Consider the following 26,656-nt stretch of genomic DNA (forward strand, 5'->3'; position numbering starts at 1 on the left):
GAAATTCGGTGGAGCGGTAGTTCAGTTGGTTAGAATACCTGCCTGTCACGCAGGGGGTCGCGGGTTCGAGCCCCGTCCGTTCCGCCACTTATTTTGTAAAAAGCCCTAAGTTAACGCTTAGGGCTTTTTGCATATTTAAATATTAAAGCTTTTAGATGGATTCCTCTCTTTCTCTTTGCTCACCATTGCATTTTTTCCTTCCCGATCTCCAAGCGTACATTGCAAGTCTGCGATAAAATTCTTATAACAGAAGGGCACTCTTTTTTGATAGGGTATTAAGTGTATTAAAACTGATAGTGGATAAGGCGTGCGGAAAAAAACTATGCAATGAGGTATGTTGCCGGCCAACCAGCTGAGCGTATCTTTCCTCCCGGGGAAATGCATTATCCGGGGCAATCGCTACCGACAGGCTCATTGTTGCTTGAGGGAGATGTTTTACGTGTAATGGTGTGGAACATTTTTAAGCAACAACGAATGAACTGGCTTTCTGTTTTACAGAATTTCGGCAAAGGTACTCAGCTAGTCCTGTTGCAGGAGGCGCAAAGTACGCCAGACCTTATCCGTTTTGCAACCACTAACTATCTCTCTGCCGATCAGGTGCCCGCCATTATTCTTCCACAACATCCATCTGGTGTGATGACGCTATCAGCCGCTCAGCCCGTGTATTGCTGTCCTCTGCGCGAGAGGGAGCCTTTGCTGCGTTTAGCCAAATCCTCTCTGGTGACGGTCTATGCGCTTCAGAATGGGCAGAGACTGATGGTCATCAATATCCATGCCGTTAACTTTAGCTTTGGTGTTGAAGTGTACACGAAGCAGTTGGCTGCAATTGGGGAACAGCTCCTGCATCATCAGGGGCCGGCGATTATGGCTGGGGATTTTAATGCATGGAGTCAGCAACGTATCAACGCACTTAATCGTTTTGCGACAAGGATGGGGTTGCAAGAGGTATCTTTCGTTGATGATCAGCGACGCAAGGCGTTTGGGCGGCCGCTAGATTTCGTTTTTTATCGAGAACTGACCGTAAATCAGTCCTCTGTATTGGTGACCCAGGCTTCAGATCATAACCCACTGCTCGTCGAATTTAGTCTGGTTTAATTGCCATAAAAAAACAGCCCTCTACATCTGCAGAAGGGCTGTTTCTTGTTACTGATTCTGATATGACGTTAAGAATCAGGCTTTATATTGCTGCTAACATAAAGTGTCAGACGATCGCCTGGCTGAATGTTGGCATTCTTGTTGATTACAGTATTCCAGCGCATCACATCAGCGATATTTACGCCGTGGCGTTTAGCAATGCTTGCCAGCGAATCACCCTTCCGAACTTGATAGGTGATAGAGCTGCTACTGCCCGAAGCTTTGGCAACTTGTAGCGTCTGACCAACCTTGAGCGCACCAGCGCTACGCAGATTGTTCCAACTCTGCAAATCTTTTGTGCTGACATTAAGCCGTGCAGCTATTGCCGATAAGGTATCACCTGAGCGTACCTTATACTGCTGTGATACTGGCGTTGTCTGTGCTTGTGCCAAGCGTGTTGGTTGAATCGCTGCGATGTCTCCATCAGCCAGTGAATCTTTCAACTGCTCAACGTGAGCTTTAGGAACCATAATGTAATGTGGCCCATTTGGTGCGGTTACATTACGCTTATAGCCCGAGTTATAGCTCTTTAGCTTATTCAACGACAGACCAGCCATCTCAGCGGCTTGTGTCAGTTCTATCTGCTGTCCCAACTCAACCTTTGCTAATGCGCGGCTTTCATTGGGTTGCGGCAGATTCACGCCGTACTTCTTACTGTTTTTCAGAATATCGCTCAAGGCCAGCATCTTAGGAACATAAATTGACGTTTCACGCGGTAACGCCAGTGCCCAGAAGTTGGTTGATTTCCCTTTCGCTTTATTCGCTTTCATCGCCTGCATAACGCGGCCTTCACCACTGTTATAAGCAGCAACGGTTAATAACCAATCGCCATCAAACATGGTGTTGAGCCGCTGCATCATATCCAGTGCTGCCGTCGTGGATGCAATCACATCGCGACGTCCGTCGTACCATTGGTTCTGCTTCAAACCATAATTACGTCCTGTGCCAGGGATAATCTGCCATAGCCCAGCGGCGTTGGCGGATGATGTGGCACTTGGATCAAAAGCGCTCTCCACTATGGGTAGCAGTACCAGTTCCATCGGCATTTTACGTTGCTTAATCTGCTCGACTATCCAGTACATGTACGGCTCTGCCCGTAATGTTACATCGTGGAGATAGCTCTTATTTTTCAAATAACGCGTTTTTTGCTCGCGGATCCGGGCGTTATCCGGAACCTCCATCTTCAGCTCGTCGCCAATGAAGTTCCACAGATCTCGTTGCGCGAGGCTATCGTCATCTAGCCATCGCGCAGAGGCCTCTCGACCATCTGTGTACTTTCCTGCTTCACCTTGACTTGCCGAAGACAAACTCTGTGCATGCTGTTTGGGTTGCGAGGTGTCATGGGGGGAAACCTGACAACCCGCCAGCAAGACTGAGGCGATGATTATCGCTTTAGCCTTCATATGTTGGTCAATAGTTTGCTTAAAAGACGAGCAAGGATACTTTGATTAGAGGAATAGCACAACCTAAACCTTCAGAAGCAGTCTTTCTTGCTGCGTAGCATCTCAAAAACTTGCCAATTCTCTATATTTTCAGGTTCTTTTGATAATTTTCTTTTTAAATCAAATTCATGGCAGCGAAGAAATAGGTTGATTCTTCTCTCTAGTCCTAATGTTGTTGGTAAACTTGACTGCGATTTTTCTCGTATCTGACTGATTTCATGAAGATAAGCTTCAATACTTTGATCTTCAGGCCATATCGCATTAGAAAACCTTAAGTTTGATAGCGTGTATTCATGTGCACAACAGACTACCGTATCATCAGGAAACGCTGCTATTTTTTGAATTGATTCATACATTTGCCGAGGAGTGCCTTCAAAGATACGACCGCATCCCGCTGAAAACAGAGTGTCGCCACAGAATAAAAATGGCGCATTATAGTAGGCAATATGACCAGATGTGTGTCCCGGGACCTCAATTACAGAAAATTCCGAATTTAACAAAGAGACGGTATTTCCTTCCTTAAGCAGGCTGGTTGCGCCACATTTAGCGGTTTCTTTTGGGCCAAAAATAGGCAGGTTAGGGTAATGTTTGAGGAGTTCATGAACGCCCCCCACGTGGTCGTTATGGTGATGAGTGAGCAAGATGGCTTCAGGAAAAAGTGCGTGCTGAGCGAGTGCGTCAAGCACTGGTGACGCTTCACCAGGATCGACGATCACACAGCGGTTTTCTTTATTGCTCAATAGCCAAATGTAGTTGTCCTGAAGTGCGGGGATACTGATAAGATTCATTCATCACCTCTTATTTGCTAGTAGCCTGAGGACGAGAACAGAAGATGAAATCGGCACAAATCCCTCAGACCATTGTTGCACCTGATTCATGGGATGATATCACCTGCGGGCAGTTTTATCGCGAGTCGCTTGAGCTGGCTTTGTCGTCGTGGTGGCCAAAACTCTTTGGTTTCCATCTTATCAAGGTCGGGGCGCTGAGTGCGGAAATCAACATAACGGAGTGCGCGATTGCGCATCAGGTTAACGTGGCTCCACACGGTGATAATCTTCATGTCGTGGCTGATGCTCATCAATTACCTTTCTCTGAAAAGTCGATCGATGCTTGCCTGCTTGCCCAAACGCTATCTTATTCCTCAGATCCGCATCGTGTGTTGCGTGAGGTTGACCGTGTTTTGGTTGACGATGGCTGGTTAATCTTGAGCACGTTTAATCCGATCAGCCTCGTTGGTCTGGGTAAATTGATTCCCAGACTCAATAAAAAACATCCTTATTGCAGTCGTATGTTTACTCAAATGCGCATCACGGACTGGCTGGGACTATTGAACTATGAGGTTATCCACCAGACGCATTTTCACGTTACGCCATGGCGAAGAAATAAAGGGAAGTTGAATAAGCATATCCCGATGCTAGGGTGCCTGACGCTGATTATTGCCCGAAAGCGCACGGTTCCGCTGACGTTTACGCCGATGAGGGCGCGGTTGCGTAAAGCATCAGTGCGCCGCACGGTGGGCGCAACAAAGATATATCGGAGATGAGGCGGACGCTTACGGTGATTTACTCAGCCTGATAACCCGTGTCATCGAGCGTTGGTGCACTGGCGGCGGCGCGAGCAAGTTCATCACAGCGCTCATTTTCCGGGTGCCCGGCGTGTCCTTTTACCCATTCCCAGCGTACGGAATGGCGTTGAATCGCGGTATCCAGTCTTTGCCAAAGATCGACGTTTTTGACCGGTTTTTTGTCGGCGGTTTTCCAACCTCGCTTTTTCCAGTTATGAATCCAACTGGTGATCCCCTGACGAACATATTGGCTGTCAGTGCAGAGCACCACATCACACTCGGTTGTCAGCGTTTCAAGTGCTGCAATAGCGGCCATCAGCTCCATTCTGTTATTCGTGGTAAGACGATAGCCTGCACTTAACGGTTTTTCGTGCTGTTTGTAGCGCAGCAGGGCGCCATAACCGCCGGGGCCTGGATTACCGAGGCAAGAACCATCGGTGAAAATTTCTACCTGTTTGCGCATCTCTGGTAGACTCTCCCTTATGGTAAAAACGGCAAGTCTGACATAAACGAAAACGATGAGCACTGAAATTACGCGACAAATCGTCCTGGATACAGAAACCACCGGTATGAATATGCTGGGGGTTCACTACGAAGGGCATAAAATTATCGAGATCGGTGCGGTTGAAGTGATCAACCGCCGCCTGACGGGCCGTCATTTTCACGTCTATATTAAACCCGATCGTTTAGTGGATCCCGAAGCGTATAACGTGCACGGTATCAGCGATGAGTTTCTTGCCGACAAACCGACGTATGCGGATATTGTGGATGATTTTCTCGATTTTATCCGTGGCGCGGAACTGGTCATCCATAACGCAACGTTTGATATCGGCTTTATGGATTATGAATTTCGGTTGCTGAACCGAGATCTTCCCAAGACAGAGACGTTTTGTAAGATCACCGATAGCCTGCTTATGGCGCGGAAGATCTTTCCCGGTAAGCGTAACAGTTTGGATGCGCTCTGCGATCGCTATCAGATAGATAACAGCAAGCGTACGCTGCACGGCGCATTGCTCGATGCCGAGATTCTGGCTGAAGTTTATCTGGCGATGACCGGTGGTCAAACGTCTTTGACTTTCTCGATGGAAGGTGAAACGCAGCAGAAGAACGAGAATACCGAAACGATCCAGAGAATTGTCCGTCCTCAATCGGCGTTAAAGGTGCTTTACGCCGATGAAGCTGAGCTAGTCGCGCATGAACAGCGTCTGGATTTGATTGCTAAAAAAGGCGGTAGTTGCCTGTGGCGAGCGGAATAACGCCGCCAGCGTATCGCCCTCTGTATTGCAAAATGGCGAGGTCGCTCACCCCATGGGTGAGAGAATAGTCAGTAAGATGAAATTATAAGCAAACAGAAACGGTTAGTTATAAAAAGCATTGACGTAATAGTGCCATCATCTTAGTATTCATCCCGCTCAGTGAGCATGAGTGGAGCGGTAGTTCAGTTGGTTAGAATACCTGCCTGTCACGCAGGGGGTCGCGGGTTCGAGCCCCGTCCGTTCCGCCACTTATTATGAAAGCCCTGAATCAGAAATGGTTCAGGGTTTTTTCATTTCTGGGTCTATCAGAAATACTGTAGAAAAGCGTTTGTAGGAAAATGCGGCCACCCAGAAAGCAGTGGCCGTTTTTTTAGAAGTCCCAATCTTCATCTTCGGTGTTGACGGCTTTACCGATGACATAAGATGAACCAGAGCCAGAGAAGAAATCGTGGTTCTCATCAGCGTTTGGCGATAGCGCTGAGAGAATTGCGGGATTCACATCCGTCATGCTGGCGGGGAACAGCGCTTCATAGCCCAGATTCATCAGTGCTTTGTTCGCGTTGTAGTGGAGGAATTTCTTCACATCCTCCGTCCAGCCGACGCCGTCATAGAGTTCCTGTGTATATAACACCTCGTTGTCGTACAAATCCTGTAGCAGATCGTAGGCGAAATTTTTCACCTGCTGCTGACGAGCAGGATCGGCTTTCGCCAGTCCGCGCTGGAATTTATAGCCAATGTAGTAACCGTGTACCGCTTCGTCGCGGATGATCAGCCGGATTAAATCCGCCGTGTTAGTCAGTTTGGCGCGGCTTGACCAGTACATCGGCAGGTAGAATCCAGAGTAGAACAGGAACGACTCCAGAAACACGCTGGCGACTTTCTTCATCAGCGGATCGTCGCTGCGGTAGTGCGACAGAATAATGTCGGATTTCTTCTGTAGCGCTGGGTTCTCTTCACTCCAGCGATAGGCATCATCCACTTCGCTGGTCAGGCACAGCGTCGAGAAAATTGAGCTGTATGAACGGGCATGCACTGCTTCCATAAAACTGATGTTAGACAGCACGGCTTCTTCATGCGGCGTCACGGCATCAGGCATGAGCGTCGGCGCGCCCAGCGTATTCTGGATGGTGTCCAGCAGCGTCAGACCGGTGAATACACGAATCGTCAACTGACGCTCGCGGGCATTCAACGTACTCCACGATGGAATATCGTTAGAGAGCGGCACCTTTTCCGGTAGCCAGAAGTTGGAGGTTAGCCGATTCCAGACTTCCAAATCTTTGTCGTCTTCAATTTTGTTCCAGTTAATCGCCTGGACGCGAGTGAGTGCGGTCATGCTTCGATTTCCTTCCGCGATGGCTTATAGCGCACAGGACACACAGCCCTGAACTTCGGTGCCTTCCAGCGCCATCTGCCGTATGCGAATGTAATAAATAGTCTTAATACCTTTTGTCCAGGCGTAGATCTGCGCTTTATTGATGTCTCGCGTGGTGGCGGTATCACGGAAAAATAGCGTCAGCGACAGCCCCTGATCGACGTGCTGCGTGGCGGCGGCATAGGTGTCGATAATCTTCTGCGGCCCAATCTCATAGGCGTCCTGGTAATACTCGAGATTGTCATTGTTCATGTAAGGTGCGGGGTAGTAGACGCGGCCGATCTTGCCCTCTTTACGAATTTCGATGCGTGACACAATCGGGTGGATGCTGGACGTCGAGTGGTTGATATACGAAATCGAACCAGTCGGTGGAACAGCCTGCAAGTTCTGGTTATAAATGCCGTGGGCAATAACAGATTCGCGTAGCGCCGCCCAGTCCTGCTGAGTAGGAATGTGGATATCGGCTTGTTCAAACAGTTCACGGGCGCGCGCGGTTGTGGGCTCCCAGCACTGTTCAATGTATTTATCAAAATACTCGCCTGTGGCGTATTTGGAGTGCTCGAAGCCCGAGAAGCGCTGGTTCCGTTCTATGGCTAGCGCATTCGATGCCCGAATCGCGTGGAAAGCGACGGTATAGAAATAGATATTGGTGAAATCGACGGCTTCTTCTGTGCCGTAAAAGATACGCTCTTTCGCCAGATAGCCGTGCAGGTTCATCTGACCTAAACCAATCGCATGGGATTCGTCGTTGCCTTTTTCGATGGATGGCACGGAGCGGATATGGCTCATATCGGAAACGGCGGTCAGTGCGCGGATCGCCATCTCAACCGTCTGGCCGAAATCGGGCGAAGCCATCGCGTTAGCAATATTCATCGAACCGAGGTTACAGGAGATGTCCTTGCCAATGTGGCGATAGCCGAGATCGTCATCGTACAGGCTGGCGTCGTTGACCTGCAAAATCTCAGAGCACAGGTTGCTCATATTGATGCGGCCGTGAATCGGATTTGCGCGATTCACCGTATCCTCAAACATCATGTAGGGATAACCGGACTCAAACTGGATTTCGGCGAGGATCTGGAAGAATTCGCGCGCCTTGATTTGGGATTTACGGATGCGCTTATCGTTTACCATCTCGTGGTATTTTTCGGTGACGCTAATTTCTGATAGCGGTACGCCATAAACCTGCTCGACGTCATAAGGCGAGAACAGGTACATCACCTGATTATTCTTCGCCAACTGGAACGTGATATCGGGAATGACCACACCCAAAGACAATGTTTTGATTCGAATTTTCTCATCGGCATTTTCCCGCTTGGTATCCAGAAAACGCAGAATATCCGGGTGATGCGCATTGAGGTACACTGCGCCAGCCCCCTGACGAGCACCAAGCTGGTTGGCGTAGGAGAACGCGTCTTCGAGCATTTTCATGATCGGAATAATGCCGGACGACTGGTTTTCGATACGTTTGATCGGCGCACCGGTTTCGCGGATGTTGCTGAGCATGAATGCAACGCCGCCGCCGCGTTTTGAGAGCTGAAGCGCGGAGTTAATGGCTCGACCAATCGACTCCATATTGTCTTCAATACGCAGCAGGAAGCAGGAGACCAGTTCGCCGCGCTGCTTTTTACCGCAGTTGAGGAACGTGGGGGTGGCGGGCTGGAAGCGCCCGCTGATGATCTCATCGACCAGCGCGCCAGCCAGTGCGGTGTCCCCTTTGGCGAGGGTTAGTGCCACAAGACAGACGCGATCTTCGTAGCGCTCCAGATAGCGCTTGCCGTCAAAGGTTTTTAGCGTATAGCCAGTGTAGTATTTGAACGCACCTAGAAAGGTTTGAAAGCGGAACTTGTGAGCGTAAGCCTGCTGGAAAAGACTCTTGATGAAATCGAAGCTGTATTGATCCAACACTTCCGCTTCGTAGTAGCCTTCTTCAACTAAATAACGCAGCTTTTCTTCCAGATTGTGGAAGAACACGGTGTTCTGGTTGACGTGTTGTAGGAAATAACGGCGCGCCGCGAGCTTATCCATCTCGAACTGGATATTTCCCTCTGCGTCGTAGAGGTTAAGCATCGCGTTCAGCGCGTGGTAATCGAGCGAGTGGGCATCTGAGTCGGCTTTGGTTGCCTTTGCACTCACGTGGTCTGTTGTTGCCAAAATTCAGTTACTCCCTTACGCACATTTGCAACGTCTTCTGCCGTGCCGAGCAATTCAAAGCGGTACAGGTAAGGCACCTGGCATTTCTGCGCAATGATGTCGCCGGCGATGCAATACGCTGCACCGAAATTGGTATTGCCTGCGGCAATCACGCCGCGCAGGTAAGCGCGATTGTGTGGATCGTTGAGAAAGATGATGACCTGACGCGGCACAGCTCCTTTCGTGCTGCCTCCGCCGTAGCTGGGGACAACCAGAATATAGGGGCGATCAACTTTCAATGCAGGCTGTTCTGTCGCTATCGGGATTCTCAGGGCTGGCAAGCCAACCCTGGAAATGAAGCGATGCGTGTTTTCCGACTGGCTGGAGAAATAGACCAGCGGGTTCATATTGCCCCCTTACTGCAATTGCAAGGCGGCGTTCAACGTACTGATCTTGTCTGGGCGGAAGCCGCTCCAATGATCGTCGGCCGTCATCACGACGGGCACCTGCTGATAGCCCAACGCTCTTACCTGCTGTAACGCCTGTTCATCTTCAGTTAAGTCCACCAGTTGATAGTGAATTCCTTGCTTATCCAGCGCACGACATGTGGCGTTGCATTGAACACAATCTGGCTTAGTGAAAATAGTAATACGCATGATTCGTATTTACCCTTTGGCGTGAAAGAAGTATGTCGGAGCGGTTATCCTCAGGGTATGTGTACCCGAACCGATCCACTGGGTTGCGACGCGTTACGCGAGCGCCACACAAAGAATACTAGATGTAGGTGTTTTAAATTTCAACCACACAAGATATATGATTTTTAGTTGACCTTAGACAAATTGATGCAAACCCAGATGCAGCAAGGCTGGCAGAGAATGCAAGTAAAAAATGCAGAAAGAAATAAATGTGATGCGCATCATTTTTGACGAAATAGTGTGCGAAGAAATGAAAGGGAGGGGTGGGAGATGGAAAGTGCTGTTTTTACCCGATCCGAATAGAGCAGTGATTCGGATTGATGACAATGTCTGATATTAGGGGAAGCACGGTGATGAGGTTCCCGTAGGGATACCTCGCACCGTGATAGCCCCGGGTATCTCCGATCTCGGTTTACCAAAGGCAGCATCGCTGCCTGATGCGATCGATTACAGGACGGGCAGGTTTCTGCCGTAATAGATTTCCTGCATTTCGTGATACAGCAGATCGGTAATTCTTTTCCGTTCAGCAGCGTTGAGTTCTTCTGGGCTGACGTTGAACAGGTAGTGTTTCAGGTCGAAGTCTTTCAATAACATCTTGGTATGGAAGATATTTTCCTGATACACGTTCACGTCCATCATATGATAGAGCGATTTCATGTCCTCGGACATGAAGTTCTGAACTGAATTAATCTGGTGGTCGATGAAATGTTTTATGCCATTGACATCACGGGTAAATCCTCGCACGCGATAGTCGATGGTCACAATATCGGATTCCAGCTGGTGGATGAGATAGTTCAGCGCCTTCAGCGGTGAAATCACGCCACAGGTAGACACTTCGATATCCGCGCGGAAAGTACAAAGCCCGCCTTCTGGATGGCTTTCTGGATAGGTATGAACACAGATATGGCTTTTATCCAGATGGGCAACGACGGAGTTGGGCAGTGGCCCTGGGTGCTCTGAGGTATCAACATCTCGTGGGTCGATGGGTTCTTCGCTGACCAGAATGGTCACGCTAGCACCTTGTGGTTCATAGTCCTGACGCGCGATGTTAAGGACATTGGCACCGATAATTGAGCAGGTTTTAGTGAGGATTTCTGTTAAACGGTTAGCGTTATATTGTTCGTCTATATAGGCGATATAACCGTCACGATCGTCGGCCGTTTTGGTGTAACAGATATCGTAGATACAAAAACTCAGGCTTTTCGTCAGGTTGTTAAAGCCGTGTAGTTTCAGCTTGTGCAATTTACGTCACCCCCTTGTGGTTATGTGATCACCCTAAGTGATGGATTATTGCGCATTCTGTAGCGCGCTTAATAGATACTGTGGCAGGGCAAAACTGCCGATATGAACATCAGGCGTGTAATAGCGACAGGTAATCCCTGACTGCGCAAAACGTTGGCGCAGTGTGGTGGCGTCTATCTGGCGCAGTGCCGGGTTATTGCTGGCCCAGGCGAACGTCATAATACCGCCGTAGTACGTTGGGATCGCCGCCTGATAAAAGCTGACATCCTTGAAATAGTGGCCGAGCTTTTTATGGCTGCCGACGGCTTCATCCTGTTGCAGGAAACACACGCCATTCTGCGCGACGAAAATTCCGTCTTCATTCAGGCAGCGGGCACAACCCTGATAGAAATCAGAGGTGAACAGGCTTTCGCCGGGGCCGATGGAGTCGGTGCAATCGGAAATGATGACGTCAAACTTGTCGCTGCACTGTCTGACGAAATTCACGCCGTCATCAATCACCAGATTAAAACGCGGGTCGTCATAGCTACCAGCACTGTGATTGGGCAAATACTGGCGACAGAATTCCACTACGCCTGCATCGATCTCCACCATCGTGATATGTTCGACGCCGTGATGTCGGCTGACTTCCCGCAGCATACCGCCATCGCCGCCACCGATAATCAGTACGCGTTTGGCGTTGCCGTGTGACAGTAGAGGGACGTGGGTGAGCATTTCGTGATAGATGAATTCATCGCGCTCGGTGGTTTGCACCACGCCGTCAAGCGCCATTACACGGCCTAATGCGTCGTTTTCAAAGATGATGAGATCTTGATGATCGGTCTTCTCGTGATACAGCACGCGATCAACCGAAAAATACTGGCCAAAGTTGGCATGTAGGGTTTCATACCAAATTTCTTTCTGGGACATGTTAGGGCTTCCTCCGCGATAACAGCCATGAAAATTGGCGCGCCATCATAGCCGACTCTTTTGTCGCTTGCACGGTCAAATTTCAGTCAGCGCGGAGGAGGGAGGAGGGGATTACTGCGCGTAGGAGAGCAAGCCGAGTGAATTACGTGCCAGAGACTGGCATTTCTTCGGGGTAGGAATCGCAATTTTACTCAGATCGCGATAACTGTCTTCACCCATCGCCGTCATATCATAAGCGCTGTAATTGCTGAGGTCCCAGCGGTTTTGCTGGGCAAAGGCGACCAGCGTCCGACGAATCTGTTCATTCGGTAGATCTTGATAGCCGCAGTGGTTTTTCAGATAAACAAAGATCGCGGTCAGATCGGCCAGATCTTCCGCTTCAAATTCATTCAGCGCCTTGCTGGCGGAAGAGAAGCTCATCAGGCTTAGCAGGAGCAGAGCCAGCGCAGAGTTTTTCATGGTTGAACCTGTTCCAAATATCGTCAGATGACGTTATCACAGATATCCCATGCGGTTCCAAGTTTTCTTACGGGAAACATCTGATATCCCCGTCATTCTTCAAGCTGCATGTGCGTTGGCTTTCCTCGCTCACCCCAGTCACTTACTTATGTAAGTTCCTGGGGATTCGCTGTGTCGCCGCCTGCTTGCAACTCGAATTATTTAGGGGATTGCGAGAAAAAGTCGAGGCCAAAAAGGCGGAAAAATAATAAGCGCAATCTTTTGAAATGGTTAATATTTATTTTACTGCCGTGTGGTGATGAAAATCACCTTGAGGCAATCGCAGGATTAAAGCCCATTTATCGTTGTTTGATACGATGACGCCGCCGTCAGGCTCTGTTATTAATAACAGCGATCTCATCCAATACAGTTTTGATTCTATGATCTCCGGTGTCTGGCGCGTCAGTAGTTGGTTGTTGGCGGGACTGTTGCTGCTTCCTTTAGCAACGGTTTTTTATCAGGCTTTTTTTGCCGATGGGGTGGGATTCGCCCAACTGTGGCAAATCGGGTTACCCACCTACCTGATACATTCTGTCGTTATCGTGATTGGCACGCTTCTCTTCAGCTTACTGTTTGGGTTGCCTTCGGCCTGGTTTATCGCCATGTATCGCTTTCCCGGCCATCGTGTATTGCAATGGGCACTTTGCCTGCCGATCGCGATGCCCGCGTTCTTGCTTGCTTACCTTTATACCGATGCGTTACGACATCTGTCGCCGTTGTTGCGGGAAGGCGGTCTGCAGATTGTATCGTCGTGGGAGGAATTCCACGTTGCTGGGCTATCTGCTTCACTGGGCTGCGTAAGTCTGGTGTTAGCGCTGGTGTTGTATCCCTACATTTACCTGTTGGTACGCGAGGCGCTAGTGAAGCAGCCGGCCAGCTTGATTCACTCGGCTCGTTTACTGAATCAAACGCGTTCCCAGGTTTTGCGCCGCTTATGTTTGCCTATTGCGCTGCCTGCAATTGCCTGCGGTGGCGCGTTAGTGGTGGTCGAGACATTGGGCGATTATGGCGCGGCGTCCTACCTTAATATTCCAACCATGACAACACAGGTGCTGGATATCTGGCAGAAGCAGGGCGATCTCGGCGCAGCTGCACGCCTTGGTGTCTTGATCTTGCCTGCGATCTTCCTCTTGATGTTTCTGGTTAATCTTTGGCGCCGTAAGCAGAAAATTTATCAAGCTCAAGCGAACGCCTCTCAGGTGGCTCCGCCCGTGTTGAGTGGGTGGCGCAGCAAGGTGGTGCGTGGCTACTGTTGGGGAATCGTTTGTCTGTCGTTCCTGTTCCCGGTGCTGTATCTGTTATTTCTGGCGCTCCGGCACATGATGTCGGTATGGGATATGGCGTTCCTCCACGCGATAATGAATAGCCTGTTAGCCTCCGCCACCGCGACAGCCATCATTACGCTGATGGCGCTATCGTTTATCTTCTACACGCGCATGGCTGGGATCTTTGCCAATCAGACGCCAGTTCGGCTGGTCAGCCTGAGTTTTGCTTTACCCGGTGCGGTATTGGCCGTTGGGCTATTTACCTTGCTGTCGCTGGTGGATAACGGAATTAATCTGTTTGCCCGCGCTGCGGGGTTACCGACCGCGGATGCTCTGCTGGCCGGGTCGCTGTTTATTCTTATCCTCGCCTATAGCGTTAAATTCGGGCGTCTGATGCTGGACAGCCTGGAGCGCAGTATGGACGCCATTCCGCGCTCGCTGGACAGCGCGAGCCTTGTACTGGGCGCCTCTCCCCTCAGCCGTTGGTCGCGCGTGCATATTCCGCTGTTGCGTCGCAGCCTGTTCATCGGGGCGCTGCTGATTTTTACGGAAAGTATGAAAGAGCTGAATGTCTCACTGCTGCTGCGCCCTTTTGGGATTGATACGTTGGCAACGTATGTTTTCCGCTTTACGGCGAGTGAGCAGGTTGCGTCATTTGCCTTTCCTGCGCTGGTGCTGGTGGCGGTGGGGCTTATCCCCGTTTTCTGGCTGAATCGCGCACTGAATATAAAAGGATAATCACATGGCCGCGTCGATAGATATTCTGAACGTTCAAGCGGTAAGCTGTACGTTGCAGCAATCCCCAGTGTTGGAGAACATCTCATTTGCCGTACGCGACGATGAGACAATCTGCCTGCTGGGCCGAAACGGCTGTGGCAAAACGGCGCTATTACAGGTGATAGCGGGTTTGCTACCGATTACTCAGGGCAAGATTTTGCTGGAAGGTGAACCCGTCAGCTCGCCGCAAGCGTACGTTCTGCCCGAACTGCGTCAGGTTGGTCTGATTTTTCAGGACTACGCGCTCTTTCCGCATCTGACCGTGGAAGGCAACATTGCGTTTGGGCTATATGGCCGCCCTGAAAGCGAGGTGAAGCCAATCTGTGCGGAAATGCTGACACTCCTGCAGTTGGATGAGGTTGCTGCACGTTATCCACATGAACTATCGAATGAACAGCAACAGCGTCTGGCGATTGCCCGTGCGCTGGCCTGTGAGCCGAAACTGCTGTTGCTGGATGAGCCGTTTCCCGGTCTGGACAGTCAGACCCGTTATCGTCTGATTACCGAATTACGGCAGGTTCTTAAACAGCGGCATGTCGCGGCGGTTTTTGCCACGCATAGCCGGGAAGAAGCCTTTGCCTGCGCCGACCATCTGATTCTGCTGGATGAAGGGAAGATTATGCAGCAGGGTTATCCCTCCGAACTGTACCATCGCCCGAATAGCCGCTTTGTGGCTGATTTTATGGGGAATACAAACTATTTACCCGTGAAAATCATGAGCGACCACCAGTGGCAAAGCCCATTGGGCGATCATCATGCGACCCATCCACTCAATCAGCCGATGGATTCACAGTGCGACTGGATGGTACGACCGGCAGACGTGGCGCTGGCGCTCGATCCCGATGGTCCAGCGTCGATAGAAGATCGGCTGTTTATGGGGACATCAAACTTGTATCGGGTGAAGCTGGGAGAATTGATGCTGCTGGTGCAGACCGGTAACTGGTTTGAACCGGGGCAGCAGGTGCGTTTAAGCATTAAGACGGATCCGCCAGTCTTGTATCCTGCTTTGCCGGCCGCCAGCACTCCGGCTGACGGCTCTGAAAAGAAATAATTACGCCTCGTCGTGTAAATCTGCCGCAGGCATGAGCCAGGTGCTGTTGTGCTTTTCAAACCCTAATTTTGGGTAGTAATCCACCGCCAGCGGCGCGGCCAGCAAAATGATTTTGCAGCCTTTTTCCAGTTGCTGAGCGGTTTGTTGAATCAGTTTCTTGCCTATTCCCGCATGCTGACAGTCCTCTGACACCGCCAGATCGGACAGATAGCAGCAAAAATGAAAATCCGTCACGCTGCGCGCAATGCCAACCAGTGTCTCCCCTTGCCATGCGGAAACCAGCAGGTTGGCGTGCTTAAGCATACCGGCAATCGCGGTCTCATCATCCAGAGGGCGGCGCGGCCCTAATGAGGTTTTCGCCAATAGCTCAACGAACTGCTGGCTGGAAAGCGGGGCATTCACTTTGTAGCAAACATCCACTGATGACGTGCTCATGATGTCTCCTTCATGGTGTGGTTTCTGATATACTTCGCGCGCCTGGGCATTGCCCAGACTGATGTAAACATCAGCATTGGCGCATCATCGATAATGAGTCTGTCATTCTGCCGATGGTGCTGAATACCTTACTTCAAAGAGTTATCAGTATGATGAAACATACCGTGGAAGTCATGATTTCTGAGCAGGAAGTGATGGCGCGGGTTACCGAACTGGGGCAACAGATCAGCGAACACTACCGTGATAGCGGCAGCGATATGGTGCTGGTAGGGCTATTACGCGGATCGTTTATCTTTATGGCCGATTTATGCCGGGCGATCGACGTCCCTCACGAAGTGGATTTCATGACGGCATCCAGCTATGGCAGCGGTATGAACAGTACGCGCGATGTGAAGATCCTGAAAGATCTGGATGAGGATATTCGCGGCAAAGACGTGTTGATCGTTGAAGACATCATCGACTCAGGTAATACGCTGAGCAAAGTACGGGAAATTCTGCAACTGCGTGAGCCGAAATCGCTGGCTATCTGTACGCTGCTGGACAAACCAGAGCGCCGTGAAGTGGCAGTGAAGGTCGAGTGGGTGGGGTTCTCGATTCCTGATGAGTTCGTCGTGGGTTACGGCATCGACTATGCTCAGCACTATCGCCATTTACCTTACGTCGGCAAGGTTGTTCCGCAGGAATAATGACAAGACAAGGCCGATGCCGTGAGCGACGCCCAGCGAGTGGGCGTCAGGCAGTGAATCAAGGCAGAGAGGAAATCGCGCGGCGATAACGCTGTTCCAGCGTTTCCCGGTTGGTCGCTGTCACTTCCAGATCGCGCAGACGGCCATCCTGAATACCGTAAACCCAACCGTGGATCGTGACTTTCTGTCCACGCTTCCATGCGGACTGCATGATGGTGGAGTGGCCGAGGTTATACACCTGCTCGACAACGTTGATTTCACAAAGCGTGTTCAGGCGCTGTTCGGGAGGCAATTCCCCCAGCAGCGAACTATGCTTGTACCACAAATCACGGATATGCAGCAGCCAGTTGTTAATCAAACCCAGCTCTGGGTTTTCCACCGCAGCCTGAACGCCGCCGCAGCCGTAGTGGCCGCAGATGATAATGTGTTCGACTTCGAGAACTTCGACGGCATATTGCACGACAGACAGGCAATTGAGGTCGGTGTGAATAACCAGATTTGCGACATTGCGGTGAACAAACAGTTCACCAGGCTCAAGGCTGGTCAGACTTTCCGCAGGTACGCGACTGTCCGAGCATCCAATCCATAGAAAACGGGGACGTTGTGCCTGCGCCAGACGTTCAAAATAGCCAGGATCCTCTTCCACCATCGTTTTAGACCAAAGCTGGTTGTTCGCGATGAGCGTTTCGATTTCTTTCATGAAAGTAAATGACCTGTAACAAACAAGGGGCAGTGGGGAGTAATATAAGGCAACATGCGTCGTTTGAAAAACGATAGTTTATACTCGTCATACTTCAAGTTGCATGTACGTTGGCTGCGCTACTCGGCCCACTCGCGTGGACCTCGCCCCGTTGGGGTCGCTGCAAGCAGCGTTCAAATCTGCCTCTGGCAGATTTGTCAGTCACCCGAATCACTTACCTGAGTAAGCTCATCGGGATGAAATGAGAGACATCCTGTCTCTCACCGGAGGCCAGCCGTTGGCTGGACAAATTCGTTCCCGACGAATTTGTCCTTCTCTTGCCGCGTTACGATGCTCATAGTTGAGCATCGCCCTAAAGAGCCAACGCGTTGCGTTGTTCAAAACGTTAACGTTTTGTCCTGAAACTTGAATTATTTAGAGTATTTATTTGTCACACTTCGAACCTGTAGAACTCACTGATAATAAGGCAATCCATTTCTTATGACATATGCACTGGAACTGGCGCAATTAACCAAAACCTATCCGGGAGGCGTCAAAGCGTTACGGGGGATCGACCTGAACGTGGAAGCGGGGGATTTCTATGCGCTGCTGGGGCCAAATGGCGCGGGAAAATCCACCACGATTGGGATTATCAGCTCGCTGGTGAACAAAACCGCCGGCAAAGTTCGCGTCTTCGGCTATGACCTTGAGCTGGATAAAGTGAATGCGAAACGCCAGTTGGGGCTCGTCCCGCAAGAATTTAACTTTAATCCTTTCGAAACGGTATCACAGATTGTGGTTAACCAGGCTGGCTACTATGGCGTGAAACGTCAGGATGCATTGCTGCGTGCGGAAAAATACCTGAAACAGCTGGATCTGTGGGAGAAACGCAGCGAAAAGGCGATGATGTTATCCGGCGGGATGAAGCGTCGTTTGATGATTGCGCGTGCGCTAATGCACGAGCCTAAACTGCTGATTCTTGATGAACCTACCGCCGGTGTAGATATCGAATTACGTCGTTCTATGTGGGGCTTTTTGAAGGAGCTGAACGCACAGGGCACCACGATTATCCTGACGACGCACTATCTGGAAGAAGCGGAAATGCTGTGCCGCAACATTGGGATCATCCAGCGGGGAGAGCTGGTGGAAAATACCTCAATGAAGCAGCTGCTTGGCAAGTTGAAATCAGAAACGTTTATTTTCGATCTGGCGGCAAAAAGCCCGCTGCCGCAGCTTGAAGGCTACACGTTCCGCCTGACGGACACGTCAACGCTGGAAGTCGATGTGATGCGTGAGCAAGGTCTGAATGCGCTATTCAGCCAGTTGAACGCACAGGGGATAACGATATTAAGTATGCGTAATAAAGCGAACCGGTTAGAAGAGCTGTTTGTCACGCTGGTAAATGGGACAAGCGGTAAGGGAGAGAAGGCATGATGCATTTGTATTGGGTGGCGCTACAGAGTATCTGGGTGAAAGAAGTTACCCGATTTGGGCGTATCTGGATTCAGACGCTGGTGCCGCCAGTGATCACCATGACGCTGTATTTTATTATTTTTGGCAACCTGATTGGCTCACGCATTGGCGAAATGCATGGTTTTACCTACATGCAGTTTATCGTGCCGGGTTTGATCATGATGGCGGTGATCACCAACGCGTATGCCAACGTGGCCTCTTCCTTCTTCAGCGCCAAGTTTCAGCGCAATATTGAGGAACTGCTGGTTGCACCGGTGCCGACTCACGTGATTATCGCGGGCTATGTTGGCGGGGGTATCGCTCGTGGCCTGTGCGTGGGAGTTTTGGTAACGGCGGTATCGCTGTTCTTCGTCCCGCTGCACGTTCATGCCTGGTGGGTCATTGTTCTGACGCTGTTATTGACGGCAATGCTGTTCTCGCTGGCGGGATTATTGAACGCGGTATTTGCGAAAACCTTTGATGATATCAGCCTGATTCCGACGTTTGTGTTAACGCCGCTGACCTATCTGGGCGGGGTGTTTTACTCACTGACGTTGCTGCCGCCGTTCTGGCAGGCTGTGTCTAAACTGAACCCGGTGGTGTACATGATTAGCGGCTTCCGTTACGGTTTCCTCGGAATTCAGGACGTGCCATTGCTGTTTACGATGTCGGTACTGATTGCCTTTATCGTGGTGTTTTATCTGCTGGTCTGGTGGCTGATTGAACGCGGACGCGGGCTGCGGACGTAGTATGTGAATGAGAAGGCGGTGGTAACACCGCCTTTTGCTTAGCTATCAGGCAACCTGAACCGGAATCGCTTTGGCCTGACGTTGCAGCTCGTTATCGCCAGAGAAATAGGCAACCTTGGGGTTGTGGCTTCTGGCTTGCTCGTCGGACATCTGCACATAGGAACAGATAATCAGTTTGTCGCCCACGCAGGCAAGGCGAGCGGCGGCGCCGTTTACGGAGATAATGCGTGAACCTCTTTCTCCCGCAATCGCGTAGGTAGAGAAACGCTGACCGTTATCAACGTTGTAGATATCAATCGCTTCGTATTCCAGAATGCCAGCGGCATCCATAAAATCCTGATCGATGGCGCAAGAGCCTTCATAATGCAAGTCAGCCTGAGTCACTTTGACCCGGTGCAGCTTGCCTTGCAGCATGGTACGTATCATCGCTTTGTTACCTCGGTTCATACAGTCAAATCGACCTGGTGGTTATCAATCAATCTGGCCTTGCCTAACCAGGCAGCCATCAAAATCACTGCTCGTGTGCTGGCAGTGTTCAGCGGTTGTAGCGTATCAGCATCGCGGATGAATAGTTCATCAGGCGTAAAGCCCGCTTCGCGCAACTGCTCTGCGGTTTGTTCCAGCATGGTCTCTATCTGACGATCGCCGTTGTCCAACTGCGCTGAAAGCGCCATCATCAGCTGATAAAGTATGGGTGCCAGTTGGCGCTCTTCAGCACTGAGGTAGCCATTACGCGAGCTCAATGCCAAACCGTCTTTGGTACGCACGATAGGGACACCGATGATATCAATGTCATAACCCATATCGCGGACGAGCTGCCGAATCAGCGCTAACTGCTGGTAATCTTTTTCACCGAAGCAGGCTACATCCGGCTGTACCAGATTGAACAGCTTGCTGACGATGGTGGCTACGCCGCGAAAATGGCCGGGACGGCTGGCGCCTTCCAACATAGAAGACAGTCCAGGCACATCGACAAACGTTTGCGACTCCAGTCCATTTGGGTATATCACATCCGGGCTCGGTGCGAAAACCAGATCGGCACCGCGGCGATTCAATTTCTCGCAGTCTTCCTGCAACGTCCGGGGGTAGCGGGCTAAATCATCTGGCCGCTCAAACTGCATGGGATTGACAAAAACGCTGACAATAACGATATCGGCGCGTGCCCTGGCTTCATCGACCAGCGTCATGTGCCCGTCATGCAAGTTACCCATGGTGGGAACCAAAGCAATGCGTTTCCCTTCCTGACGCCAGCGACGGACTTCGCGGCGCAGCAGCAGAGGGGTTTCGATTATTAACACACTCGTACTCCTAAAAAATATACCCGTCATACTTCAAGCTGCATGTGCGTTGGCTACGATACTCGGCCCACTTGCGTGGACCTCGCCCCGTAGGGGCCGCTGCAAGCAGCGTTCAAATCTGCCACAGGCAGATTTGTCACTCACCCGAATCACTTACTCAAGTAAGCTCATCGGGATTCTTTCTCTTGCCGCGTTACGAGGCCCATAAATGAGCCTCGCCCTAAAGGGGCCAACGCTTTGCGTTGTTCAAAACGTTAACGTTTTGTCCTGCACTCGAATTATTTAGGGTATAAGTCCGATTAACGGAATGCTCGTTTTTTAATGAAATGAATGTTCTTCGGCCGGATAGATACCCTGTTCGACTTCTTGTGCATACAGGCGTACCGCCGCGCGGATATCACCGCCGCTTTGCGCCAGAAAGTTCTTGGCAAACTTAGGCGTTTTGTCACCGGTAATGCCGAAAGCATCATGCATAACCAGAATCTGCCCGTCGGTAACGTTGCCTGCGCCAATGCCGATCACTGGAATCGATAGCGCGTCGGTGACGCGTTTAGCCAACGCGACCGGTACGCATTCCAGCACGAGCAGCTGCGCTCCTGCTTCTTCAAGCGAGAGCGCATCAGCTAGCAGTTGATTAGCATCGCTTTCGCTCCGCCCCTGAATTTTATAGCCGCCGAAGATGTTAACGGACTGCGGCGTCAGACCCAAATGACCGCAAACTGGCACGGCGCGTTCGGTCAGCATTTTTACCGTCGGTGCAAGCCAGCTTCCGCCTTCCAGTTTCACCATATTCGCGCCTGCGCGCATTAGCTCTGCGGCCTGGCTGAAGGTTTGTTCCGGTGTGGCATAGGTCATAAAAGGCATGTCGGAGAGAACCAGCGCCAGCGGTGCGCCACGGCGAACACATTGGGTGTGGTAAACGATATCGCTGGTGGTTACAGGTAAGGTGGAATCGTGACCCTGCACGGTCATACCCAGTGAGTCACCCACCAGCATCACGCGGATGCCTTGTTCAAAAAACAGGCGAGAGAAGCTGGCGTCGTAAGCCGTAATCGTAGCGAATTTTCGCTGCTCTTGTTTCCATTGGCGCAAATGGGAGATAGTCGTCGGTTTCATGACGGTCTTCCTATGTCAATAGGGCGAAGAATTGAGGGGGACATTCTAATGTAAGCTGACGAGTAGCGATATACCCGTCGCGCTTCAATCTGCTTGTAGGTAGGCTTTATTATGGCTTAGGCGGGATTGCTGTTGTCCCACAATGTCAGACCGTTGCGATCGACATGGGTTAGCCGTTGGGCGAGTGTTTCACCGTCGGGGAATGTCAGTTCAGGGGCGATTTCCGCGAGCGGGTAGAGCATGAATTCGCGATTCTTCATGTCGTAATGCGGCACGGTCAGGCGTTCAGTCTGGATAACGGTATCGCTGAACAGCAGAATGTCCAAATCCAACGTGCGCGGCCCCCAGCGGTGTTCCTTACGTTCGCGGCCTTGTTCCAGCTCGATTGCCTGTGTGCGATCGAGAAGCGACTCGGGGGCTAATTCAGTTTCCAGCTCAACGACGGCATTCAGGTAATCCGGCTGATCCTGCGGGCCGAGCGGACGACTACGGTAAAACGAGGAGCAGTGAACGACGCGGGTTTGTGGAATCGCATCCAGCGCAGCCAGTGCAGCGCGTACCTGTTGCAAAGGCTGGGCAAGGTTGCTGCCCAGCGCCAGATACACTCGTGCCATCAGGCTTGATCCCTGCGTGTCGTAGTCGGTTTACGCGGCCGGCGAGGGCGGGAGCGTCGGTGTGGCGTCGGGCCATCATCCAACGATTTCAGCATGTTTTGCTGGCGTGGCGGCGCAGCAACCTGGAATTCACCCCACCACTGAGCCAGACGCAGCAGCTCCTGATGGTTTTCAATTTCGGCACGCAGGCAAAGCAGGTCATACGCGGCACGGAATTTAGGATGTTCCATCAGCTTATAAGCGCGTTTACCCTGACGACGAGACAGACGCGTTTGCAGTTGCCAGATATCACGGACTAACGAAGTAATACGTTTAGGAATCGCCAGAGAACGGCATTGTTCATCCAGTACATCGTTCGTTGCCAGTGAGAAGGCATCAAAGTAGGCCAGACCACTTTCCTGAGCCAGCTTTTGTGCATGTTCAATCAGCGGGTACCACAGCATGGCAGAGAACAAAAATGCCGGATTGACCCGCATATTGTTTTGCAGGCGCTGATCGGTATTTTTCAACACCTGTGCAACCATACGCTCCAGCGTAGAATCGCCGTTTGGTGTGAAATAGCGACTCAACAGCGGGAAAAGCGGCTGAAACAGCTGGTATTCACACAGCATTTTATAGGTTGGATAGCCATGCCCTGACTGAAGCAGCTTCAGCGACTCTTCAAACATACGCGCGGCAGGGATATCGTGCAGCAGCGAGGCTAGACGAGGAATGGGTTCGGCGGTTTCCGGGCTGACCGTCATGTTCAACTTGGCGGCAAAACGGACTGCGCGCAGCATACGCACCGGGTCTTCACGGTAGCGTGTTTCAGGATCGCCAATCATACGGATGACGCCCTGACGCAGATCGTTCAGGCCACCGGTATAGTCACGGACGCTGAAATCAGCGATGCTGTAATAGAGGCTATTGATCGAGAAATCGCGACGCTGGGCGTCTTCTTCAACCGAGCCGAAAATATTGTCGCGTAGCAGCATGCCGCTTTGGGCCTGCTGAGAAGAATTCTTGGTTTCCTGCTGTTCCTGATGCTGATCGTGGTGACCACGGAACGTGGCAACTTCAATCACCTCTGGCCCGAACATAATATGGGCGAGACGGAAACGACGTCCAACCAAGCGGCAGTTGCGGAACAACTTGCGCACCTGATCGGGTGTGGCGTTAGTGGTGATATCAAAATCCTTCGGCTTTTTACCCAGCAGCAGGTCGCGTACGCCGCCGCCAACCAGATAAGCCTCGTAGCCCGCTTTGTTCAGGCGATAAAGTACTTTCAGCGCGTTATCGCTGATGTCGCTGCGTGAAATAGTGTGTTGGTCACGCGGAATCACCGTCAGATGCTGATGTGGTTCCTCTAATTCGACCATGTCGTTCTCACGATTCAGTACTTTACGGCAAAAATTAGCAACTCGGGAAAAGATAATACACCTCGATAGTGATGGATAAATCAACGGCACAGCAAAAAACGTCCGGGAGACATTTTTGACATCGCCCCGGTGACGGCCTGCAAGGGTGACGGCTAAGAATGGCGCGTCACTAAAAATAGCGGCTAATCATAGCTCACCAATGCCCCTTTGAGAATGCTGATGTGATCGCGGACGCGTTTATTGCCGCCTGTAGCGGGATGACATCAAGGGACCAGTGCGCGACAGACCATGCCAGCAGTGCAGAAAGCGTCATGTCCTGAGTGTGTTCCGGCAGCGGTTGATGCAAAAATTGCAGTGCGGCAAGCAGCACGGGACGCGGATCGCTATTCGGTAACGCCGGTGCATGATTTTGTTTGGAAAGCTTATTTCCGTCTGTATTCAGAACCAGCGGCAGATGAACATAGGTCGGGATCGCATAGCCTAACTGCTGATAGAGCGAAATCTGCCGGACTGTTGGCTCGATAAGATCGGCACCGCGTACGATCTCCGTAATACCCTGATCGTTATCGTCGATCACGACGGCCAGATTATAGGCAAACAGCCCGTCGCGGCGGTGAATAATAAAATCTTCCTGCGCGAGTACCGTGTCGGCATACAACTCACCACGTAACCTATCGTGAAAATGGAATACTGGCGTCGTCTGGCGCAGGCGTAGTGCGGCGTTGTCGGCGGGAAGATTACGCGTCCGGCAATAGCCGTCATAGTGCCCACCTAGCTGCTGAATACGGCTACGCGTACAGGTGCAGTAATAGCTCATTCCCTGCTGTTGTAACTGCTGAAGAATCTCACGGTAACGCGCATGGCGTTGTGACTGGTAAATCACATCGCCGTCCCAGTACAGGCCGTAGTGTTCTAACTGGGCAAGTATGCGGGAGGCGGCACCGGGAATTTCCCGTGGCGGATCGATGTCTTCAATGCGTACCAGCCAACGCCCTTGTTGGGAACGCGCTTGCAGATAACTACCCAGTGCGGCGATGAGTGAGCCAAAATGCAGATCGCCAGAGGGAGAAGGCGCAAAACGTCCGATATAGTGGTCGGTTTCAGTAAAGAGGGGCGATTCAGGAGAAGGGCTGGTTTCAGCAAGACGATTAATTTCAGTAAAACTACTAGCTTCAGTAAAACCATTAATTTCAGCAAAACGGTTTTTTTCGGTACAACCAGCGGTTCCAGACATAAGAGGTTGGTGCTATCTCGTCAGCGTTTTATCCAGACAAGAAGATAGAGTGATGAACATCATTCATCAGCGGTAACATGTCTGGAGCCGGCTCCTGCGGGGCAGGAGCCGATTCTGAGCAGGAAGATTATCCTGCCATTTGCTTTTCGCGTATCTCTGCCAATGTCTTGCAGTCGATACACAGATCGGCGGTCGGACGTGCTTCCAGACGGCGGATGCCAATCTCGACGCCACAGGATTCGCAGAATCCGAAATCCTCTTCTTCGATTTTCACCAGTGTTTTGGCGATTTTCTTGATCAGTTTGCGCTCACGGTCACGGTTACGCAGTTCGAGACTGAACTCTTCTTCCTGCGCAGCACGATCCACGGGATCGGGGAAATTAGCGGCTTCATCGCGCATGTGCGATACAGTTCGATCCACTTCATCCATGAGTTGGTTGCGCCATGCTTCAAGAATACGCTTGAAATGAGCCAGCTGAGCGTCGTTCATATACTCTTCGCCCGGCTTCTCCTGGTACGGCTCTACTCCGGCAATTGCGAGAATGCTCAGAGAAGATGTCTTACGGTTTTGCCCTTCTTGCATGTTGCTTCTCCTACATAACACGACACGCATAATACCCTTTTATGCAGTGAAGTTGCGGCGTTGTCGACCAGAACTTCAGCTATCTGGGTATATCGGCCCCAAAGGGGGAAAAAACAGGCCGCTATAAATAGCAGATGGAGATGGGGTTGGCAATGCTTCCTGACACCGGCCTGATAAAGTGTGAGGAACAACCTGCTTATACCTGTCATACTTCAAGTTGCATGTGCGTTGGCTTCGTTCAGTTACCCGAATCACTTACCTATGTGAGCTCATCGGGACTCCTTCCCTTGCCGCCTTCCTGAAACTCGAATTATTTAGGGTAACCATTAAATAATAAACAATGTGTTACGCCTTTGGTGGTACGTTCGGCGTGTTATGCAATGCTTGTGTGTCATCCCAACAACGGTAACTTGTGCGTCAATGTAATACCGTCAGGGCATAATGTGGAGCCGTAACATAAAATTTCAACCCCTGCCCGTTGTGCTTCTGTAAATAATTCCGCATAGCGTGAATCAATATGCCGTGCGGGAGAAACCTGCTGGATTCCTGAATGGAGCACGGCGAAAAAAAGCACCGCACGTTTTCCATTGGAAACCATCTGTTGCAGCTCACGCAGATGCTTTTGCCCTCTGAGTGTAACTGCATCGGGAAAGTAACCACATTCATGTTGCAATAATGTGACTGATTTCACCTCAATATAGCAGTCAATCTTGTCCGGCGCCTGTAAAAGCAGGTCGACTCGGCTATTTTCCGTACCGTATCTCACTTCCGTTTTTACGTCTGAATAGCCCGACAGTTCTTCTACGCGATTCTCCAATAAGGCTTCGTATAATAATGTGTTGGCACGCAGAGTATTGACACAAATCCAGTGATTTTGTTGCGTTTCTGTCAGCTCCCAGCTGTGCGGATACTTACGTTTAGGGTTATCGGATGTGGAGTACCAGACGGTATCGCCGGGCGTCGCACAGCCCGTCATCGCGCCAGTATTGGCACAGTGCAGCGTGAGCGTCTCGCCTTCCGGGGTCACGACATCGGCCAAAAAGCGTTTGTAACGTTTAATCAATCGGGCGGGTTGTAAACGTGGGGTATAGTTCATGCGTATCCTGTTTTATGCGTT

28 protein-coding genes and 2 tRNA genes are annotated in these 26,656 nt (G+C 51.0%); 10 read left to right on the plus strand and 20 right to left on the minus strand.

Going from position 1 to position 26,656, the window contains the following annotated elements; all coding sequences use genetic code 11:
• Window positions 1-10 precede the first annotated feature (10 nt).
• Window positions 11-87, plus strand: a tRNA-Asp gene (locus AB8809_RS05635).
• A gap of 240 nt (window positions 88-327) precedes the next feature.
• Window positions 328-1,095: an endonuclease/exonuclease/phosphatase family protein gene (locus AB8809_RS05640; protein WP_219607274.1), complete on the plus strand. Its 768-nt coding sequence runs from the start codon at window positions 328-330 to the stop codon at window positions 1,093-1,095.
• Between the two features lie 68 nt (window positions 1,096-1,163).
• Here AB8809_RS05640 and mltD read toward each other — a convergent pair whose 3' ends face one another.
• On the minus strand, window positions 1,164-2,537 hold the full coding sequence (mltD, locus tag AB8809_RS05645; protein WP_015841303.1) for a murein transglycosylase D: 1,374 nt from the start codon (window positions 2,535-2,537) through the stop codon (window positions 1,164-1,166).
• 71 nt (window positions 2,538-2,608) lie between these two features.
• Window positions 2,609-3,364 (minus strand): hydroxyacylglutathione hydrolase, encoded by a 756-nt coding sequence (gloB, locus tag AB8809_RS05650; RefSeq protein WP_349856576.1) that lies wholly within the window; start codon window positions 3,362-3,364, stop codon window positions 2,609-2,611.
• Window positions 3,365-3,408: 44 nt separating this feature from the next.
• On the opposite strand from gloB, the gene AB8809_RS05655 reads away from it, so the two are divergent.
• The gene (locus AB8809_RS05655; RefSeq protein WP_181830612.1) at window positions 3,409-4,119 is read left to right on the plus strand and encodes a class I SAM-dependent methyltransferase; all 711 of its coding nucleotides are present in this window, start codon (window positions 3,409-3,411) and stop codon (window positions 4,117-4,119) included.
• A gap of 19 nt (window positions 4,120-4,138) precedes the next feature.
• On the opposite strand, the gene rnhA is transcribed toward AB8809_RS05655, so the two are convergent.
• Window positions 4,139-4,705 (minus strand): ribonuclease HI, encoded by a 567-nt coding sequence (gene rnhA / locus AB8809_RS05660; RefSeq protein WP_256598819.1) that lies wholly within the window; start codon window positions 4,703-4,705, stop codon window positions 4,139-4,141.
• On the opposite strand from rnhA, the gene dnaQ reads away from it, so the two are divergent.
• Complete coding sequence (dnaQ, locus tag AB8809_RS05665) at window positions 4,659-5,396, plus strand: DNA polymerase III subunit epsilon (RefSeq protein WP_015841299.1); 738 nt, start codon at window positions 4,659-4,661, stop codon at window positions 5,394-5,396. The two genes, rnhA and dnaQ, sit on opposite strands and share 47 nt — an antisense overlap.
• 171 nt (window positions 5,397-5,567) lie before the next feature.
• Window positions 5,568-5,644 (plus strand) — tRNA-Asp (locus tag AB8809_RS05670).
• 122 nt (window positions 5,645-5,766) lie between these two features.
• On the opposite strand, the gene nrdF is transcribed toward AB8809_RS05670, so the two are convergent.
• The 7 genes from nrdF to AB8809_RS05705 form a co-directional block, all read right to left on the minus strand.
• Window positions 5,767-6,729 carry a class 1b ribonucleoside-diphosphate reductase subunit beta gene (gene nrdF / locus AB8809_RS05675; RefSeq protein WP_015841298.1) on the minus strand — a complete coding sequence of 321 codons (963 nt, stop codon included), beginning with the start codon at window positions 6,727-6,729 and terminating at the stop codon, window positions 5,767-5,769.
• Window positions 6,730-6,753: 24 nt separating this feature from the next.
• Window positions 6,754-8,835, minus strand: a complete 2,082-nt coding sequence (gene nrdE / locus AB8809_RS05680; protein ID WP_241007305.1) for a class 1b ribonucleoside-diphosphate reductase subunit alpha — start codon at window positions 8,833-8,835, stop codon at window positions 6,754-6,756.
• Window positions 8,836-8,897: 62 nt separating this feature from the next.
• Window positions 8,898-9,305 (minus strand): class Ib ribonucleoside-diphosphate reductase assembly flavoprotein NrdI, encoded by a 408-nt coding sequence (gene nrdI, locus AB8809_RS05685; RefSeq protein ID WP_010280810.1) that lies wholly within the window; start codon window positions 9,303-9,305, stop codon window positions 8,898-8,900.
• Between the two features lie 9 nt (window positions 9,306-9,314).
• Window positions 9,315-9,554, minus strand: coding sequence for a glutaredoxin-like protein NrdH (gene nrdH, locus AB8809_RS05690; protein ID WP_039352306.1), 240 nt, complete (start codon window positions 9,552-9,554; stop codon window positions 9,315-9,317).
• 486 nt (window positions 9,555-10,040) lie between these two features.
• The gene (gene speD, locus AB8809_RS05695) at window positions 10,041-10,835 is read right to left on the minus strand and encodes an adenosylmethionine decarboxylase (RefSeq protein ID WP_349856577.1); all 795 of its coding nucleotides are present in this window, start codon (window positions 10,833-10,835) and stop codon (window positions 10,041-10,043) included.
• A 45-nt stretch (window positions 10,836-10,880) separates the two neighbouring features.
• On the minus strand, window positions 10,881-11,744 hold the full coding sequence (gene speE / locus AB8809_RS05700; protein ID WP_349856578.1) for a polyamine aminopropyltransferase: 864 nt from the start codon (window positions 11,742-11,744) through the stop codon (window positions 10,881-10,883).
• Window positions 11,745-11,855: 111 nt separating this feature from the next.
• Window positions 11,856-12,203, minus strand: a complete 348-nt coding sequence (locus AB8809_RS05705) for a YacC family pilotin-like protein (RefSeq protein ID WP_010280797.1) — start codon at window positions 12,201-12,203, stop codon at window positions 11,856-11,858.
• Between the two features lie 356 nt (window positions 12,204-12,559).
• Here AB8809_RS05705 and AB8809_RS05710 point away from each other — a divergent pair, with 356 nt between their 5' ends.
• Together AB8809_RS05710 and AB8809_RS05715 are read left to right on the plus strand one after the other, a co-directional pair.
• Window positions 12,560-14,245, plus strand: a complete 1,686-nt coding sequence (locus AB8809_RS05710) for an iron ABC transporter permease (RefSeq protein WP_349856579.1) — start codon at window positions 12,560-12,562, stop codon at window positions 14,243-14,245.
• 4 nt (window positions 14,246-14,249) lie between these two features.
• Window positions 14,250-15,335, plus strand: coding sequence for an ABC transporter ATP-binding protein (locus AB8809_RS05715; RefSeq protein ID WP_256598816.1), 1,086 nt, complete (start codon window positions 14,250-14,252; stop codon window positions 15,333-15,335).
• Here AB8809_RS05715 and AB8809_RS05720 read toward each other — a convergent pair whose 3' ends face one another.
• Window positions 15,336-15,770, minus strand: a complete 435-nt coding sequence (locus AB8809_RS05720; RefSeq protein WP_180779631.1) for a GNAT family N-acetyltransferase — start codon at window positions 15,768-15,770, stop codon at window positions 15,336-15,338.
• 152 nt (window positions 15,771-15,922) lie between these two features.
• Between AB8809_RS05720 and hpt the strand changes: the two genes are divergently transcribed.
• Window positions 15,923-16,456, plus strand: coding sequence for a hypoxanthine phosphoribosyltransferase (gene hpt / locus AB8809_RS05725; RefSeq protein WP_172644812.1), 534 nt, complete (start codon window positions 15,923-15,925; stop codon window positions 16,454-16,456).
• A gap of 58 nt (window positions 16,457-16,514) precedes the next feature.
• On the opposite strand, the gene can is transcribed toward hpt, so the two are convergent.
• Window positions 16,515-17,156, minus strand: a complete 642-nt coding sequence (can, locus tag AB8809_RS05730; RefSeq protein ID WP_010280785.1) for a carbonate dehydratase — start codon at window positions 17,154-17,156, stop codon at window positions 16,515-16,517.
• A 480-nt stretch (window positions 17,157-17,636) separates the two neighbouring features.
• On the opposite strand from can, the gene AB8809_RS05735 reads away from it, so the two are divergent.
• Both AB8809_RS05735 and AB8809_RS05740 read left to right on the plus strand, forming a co-directional pair.
• On the plus strand, window positions 17,637-18,569 hold the full coding sequence (locus tag AB8809_RS05735) for an ABC transporter ATP-binding protein (protein WP_015841290.1): 933 nt from the start codon (window positions 17,637-17,639) through the stop codon (window positions 18,567-18,569).
• On the plus strand, window positions 18,566-19,336 hold the full coding sequence (locus tag AB8809_RS05740; protein ID WP_015841289.1) for an ABC transporter permease: 771 nt from the start codon (window positions 18,566-18,568) through the stop codon (window positions 19,334-19,336). The genes AB8809_RS05735 and AB8809_RS05740 overlap by 4 nt, the downstream gene beginning before the upstream one ends.
• A gap of 45 nt (window positions 19,337-19,381) precedes the next feature.
• Here AB8809_RS05740 and panD read toward each other — a convergent pair whose 3' ends face one another.
• The 8 genes from panD to sfsA all read right to left on the minus strand — a co-directional run bounded on the left by panD (window position 19,382) and on the right by sfsA (window position 26,635).
• Complete coding sequence (gene panD, locus AB8809_RS05745) at window positions 19,382-19,762, minus strand: aspartate 1-decarboxylase (protein WP_015841288.1); 381 nt, start codon at window positions 19,760-19,762, stop codon at window positions 19,382-19,384.
• A 17-nt stretch (window positions 19,763-19,779) separates the two neighbouring features.
• Entirely contained in the window at window positions 19,780-20,634 is an 855-nt protein-coding gene (gene panC / locus AB8809_RS05750; protein WP_349856580.1) for a pantoate--beta-alanine ligase, read from the minus strand.
• Between the two features lie 318 nt (window positions 20,635-20,952).
• Window positions 20,953-21,750, minus strand: a complete 798-nt coding sequence (panB, locus tag AB8809_RS05755) for a 3-methyl-2-oxobutanoate hydroxymethyltransferase (RefSeq protein WP_349856581.1) — start codon at window positions 21,748-21,750, stop codon at window positions 20,953-20,955.
• Between the two features lie 116 nt (window positions 21,751-21,866).
• Window positions 21,867-22,364, minus strand: a complete 498-nt coding sequence (gene folK, locus AB8809_RS05760) for a 2-amino-4-hydroxy-6-hydroxymethyldihydropteridine diphosphokinase (RefSeq protein ID WP_015841285.1) — start codon at window positions 22,362-22,364, stop codon at window positions 21,867-21,869.
• Window positions 22,364-23,776: a polynucleotide adenylyltransferase PcnB gene (pcnB, locus tag AB8809_RS05765; protein ID WP_155116519.1), complete on the minus strand. Its 1,413-nt coding sequence runs from the start codon at window positions 23,774-23,776 to the stop codon at window positions 22,364-22,366. The genes folK and pcnB overlap by 1 nt, the downstream gene beginning before the upstream one ends.
• A gap of 139 nt (window positions 23,777-23,915) precedes the next feature.
• Window positions 23,916-24,956 (minus strand): tRNA glutamyl-Q(34) synthetase GluQRS, encoded by a 1,041-nt coding sequence (gene gluQRS / locus AB8809_RS05770; RefSeq protein WP_349856582.1) that lies wholly within the window; start codon window positions 24,954-24,956, stop codon window positions 23,916-23,918.
• A 127-nt stretch (window positions 24,957-25,083) separates the two neighbouring features.
• Entirely contained in the window at window positions 25,084-25,539 is a 456-nt protein-coding gene (gene dksA, locus AB8809_RS05775) for an RNA polymerase-binding protein DksA (RefSeq protein WP_010280759.1), read from the minus strand.
• 391 nt (window positions 25,540-25,930) lie between these two features.
• Window positions 25,931-26,635 (minus strand): DNA/RNA nuclease SfsA, encoded by a 705-nt coding sequence (gene sfsA, locus AB8809_RS05780; RefSeq protein WP_181848667.1) that lies wholly within the window; start codon window positions 26,633-26,635, stop codon window positions 25,931-25,933.
• Window positions 26,636-26,656 lie beyond the last annotated feature (21 nt).

Origin of the sequence: Pectobacterium aroidearum, from assembly GCF_041228105.1 — a bacterium.
Classification (GTDB): domain Bacteria; phylum Pseudomonadota; class Gammaproteobacteria; order Enterobacterales; family Enterobacteriaceae; genus Pectobacterium; species Pectobacterium aroidearum.

Excerpts from the sequence above, each read along its gene's own strand:
- nrdE (WP_241007305.1), bottom strand. The coding sequence starts at position 8,835 with ATGCTTAACCTCTACGACGCAGAGGGAAATATCCAGTTCGAGATGGAT.
- AB8809_RS05710 (WP_349856579.1), top strand. The coding sequence starts at position 12,560 with ATGACGCCGCCGTCAGGCTCTGTTATTAATAACAGCGATCTCATCCAA.
- panD (WP_015841288.1), bottom strand. The coding sequence starts at position 19,762 with ATGATACGTACCATGCTGCAAGGCAAGCTGCACCGGGTCAAAGTGACT.
- speE (WP_349856578.1), bottom strand. The coding sequence starts at position 11,744 with ATGTCCCAGAAAGAAATTTGGTATGAAACCCTACATGCCAACTTTGGC.
- nrdI (WP_010280810.1), bottom strand. The coding sequence starts at position 9,305 with ATGAACCCGCTGGTCTATTTCTCCAGCCAGTCGGAAAACACGCATCGC.
- gluQRS (WP_349856582.1), bottom strand. The coding sequence starts at position 24,956 with ATGTCTGGAACCGCTGGTTGTACCGAAAAAAACCGTTTTGCTGAAATT.
- AB8809_RS05715 (WP_256598816.1), top strand. The coding sequence starts at position 14,250 with ATGGCCGCGTCGATAGATATTCTGAACGTTCAAGCGGTAAGCTGTACG.
- AB8809_RS05735 (WP_015841290.1), top strand. The coding sequence starts at position 17,637 with ATGACATATGCACTGGAACTGGCGCAATTAACCAAAACCTATCCGGGA.
- gloB (WP_349856576.1), bottom strand. The coding sequence starts at position 3,364 with ATGAATCTTATCAGTATCCCCGCACTTCAGGACAACTACATTTGGCTA.
- nrdF (WP_015841298.1), bottom strand. The coding sequence starts at position 6,729 with ATGACCGCACTCACTCGCGTCCAGGCGATTAACTGGAACAAAATTGAA.
- AB8809_RS05640 (WP_219607274.1), top strand. The coding sequence starts at position 328 with ATGAGGTATGTTGCCGGCCAACCAGCTGAGCGTATCTTTCCTCCCGGG.
- AB8809_RS05720 (WP_180779631.1), bottom strand. The coding sequence starts at position 15,770 with ATGAGCACGTCATCAGTGGATGTTTGCTACAAAGTGAATGCCCCGCTT.
- nrdH (WP_039352306.1), bottom strand. The coding sequence starts at position 9,554 with ATGCGTATTACTATTTTCACTAAGCCAGATTGTGTTCAATGCAACGCC.
- hpt (WP_172644812.1), top strand. The coding sequence starts at position 15,923 with ATGAAACATACCGTGGAAGTCATGATTTCTGAGCAGGAAGTGATGGCG.
- AB8809_RS05705 (WP_010280797.1), bottom strand. The coding sequence starts at position 12,203 with ATGAAAAACTCTGCGCTGGCTCTGCTCCTGCTAAGCCTGATGAGCTTC.
- panB (WP_349856581.1), bottom strand. The coding sequence starts at position 21,750 with ATGAAACCGACGACTATCTCCCATTTGCGCCAATGGAAACAAGAGCAG.
- folK (WP_015841285.1), bottom strand. The coding sequence starts at position 22,364 with ATGGCACGAGTGTATCTGGCGCTGGGCAGCAACCTTGCCCAGCCTTTG.
- can (WP_010280785.1), bottom strand. The coding sequence starts at position 17,156 with ATGAAAGAAATCGAAACGCTCATCGCGAACAACCAGCTTTGGTCTAAA.
- dnaQ (WP_015841299.1), top strand. The coding sequence starts at position 4,659 with ATGAGCACTGAAATTACGCGACAAATCGTCCTGGATACAGAAACCACC.
- mltD (WP_015841303.1), bottom strand. The coding sequence starts at position 2,537 with ATGAAGGCTAAAGCGATAATCATCGCCTCAGTCTTGCTGGCGGGTTGT.
- AB8809_RS05655 (WP_181830612.1), top strand. The coding sequence starts at position 3,409 with ATGAAATCGGCACAAATCCCTCAGACCATTGTTGCACCTGATTCATGG.
- AB8809_RS05740 (WP_015841289.1), top strand. The coding sequence starts at position 18,566 with ATGATGCATTTGTATTGGGTGGCGCTACAGAGTATCTGGGTGAAAGAA.
- sfsA (WP_181848667.1), bottom strand. The coding sequence starts at position 26,635 with ATGAACTATACCCCACGTTTACAACCCGCCCGATTGATTAAACGTTAC.
- dksA (WP_010280759.1), bottom strand. The coding sequence starts at position 25,539 with ATGCAAGAAGGGCAAAACCGTAAGACATCTTCTCTGAGCATTCTCGCA.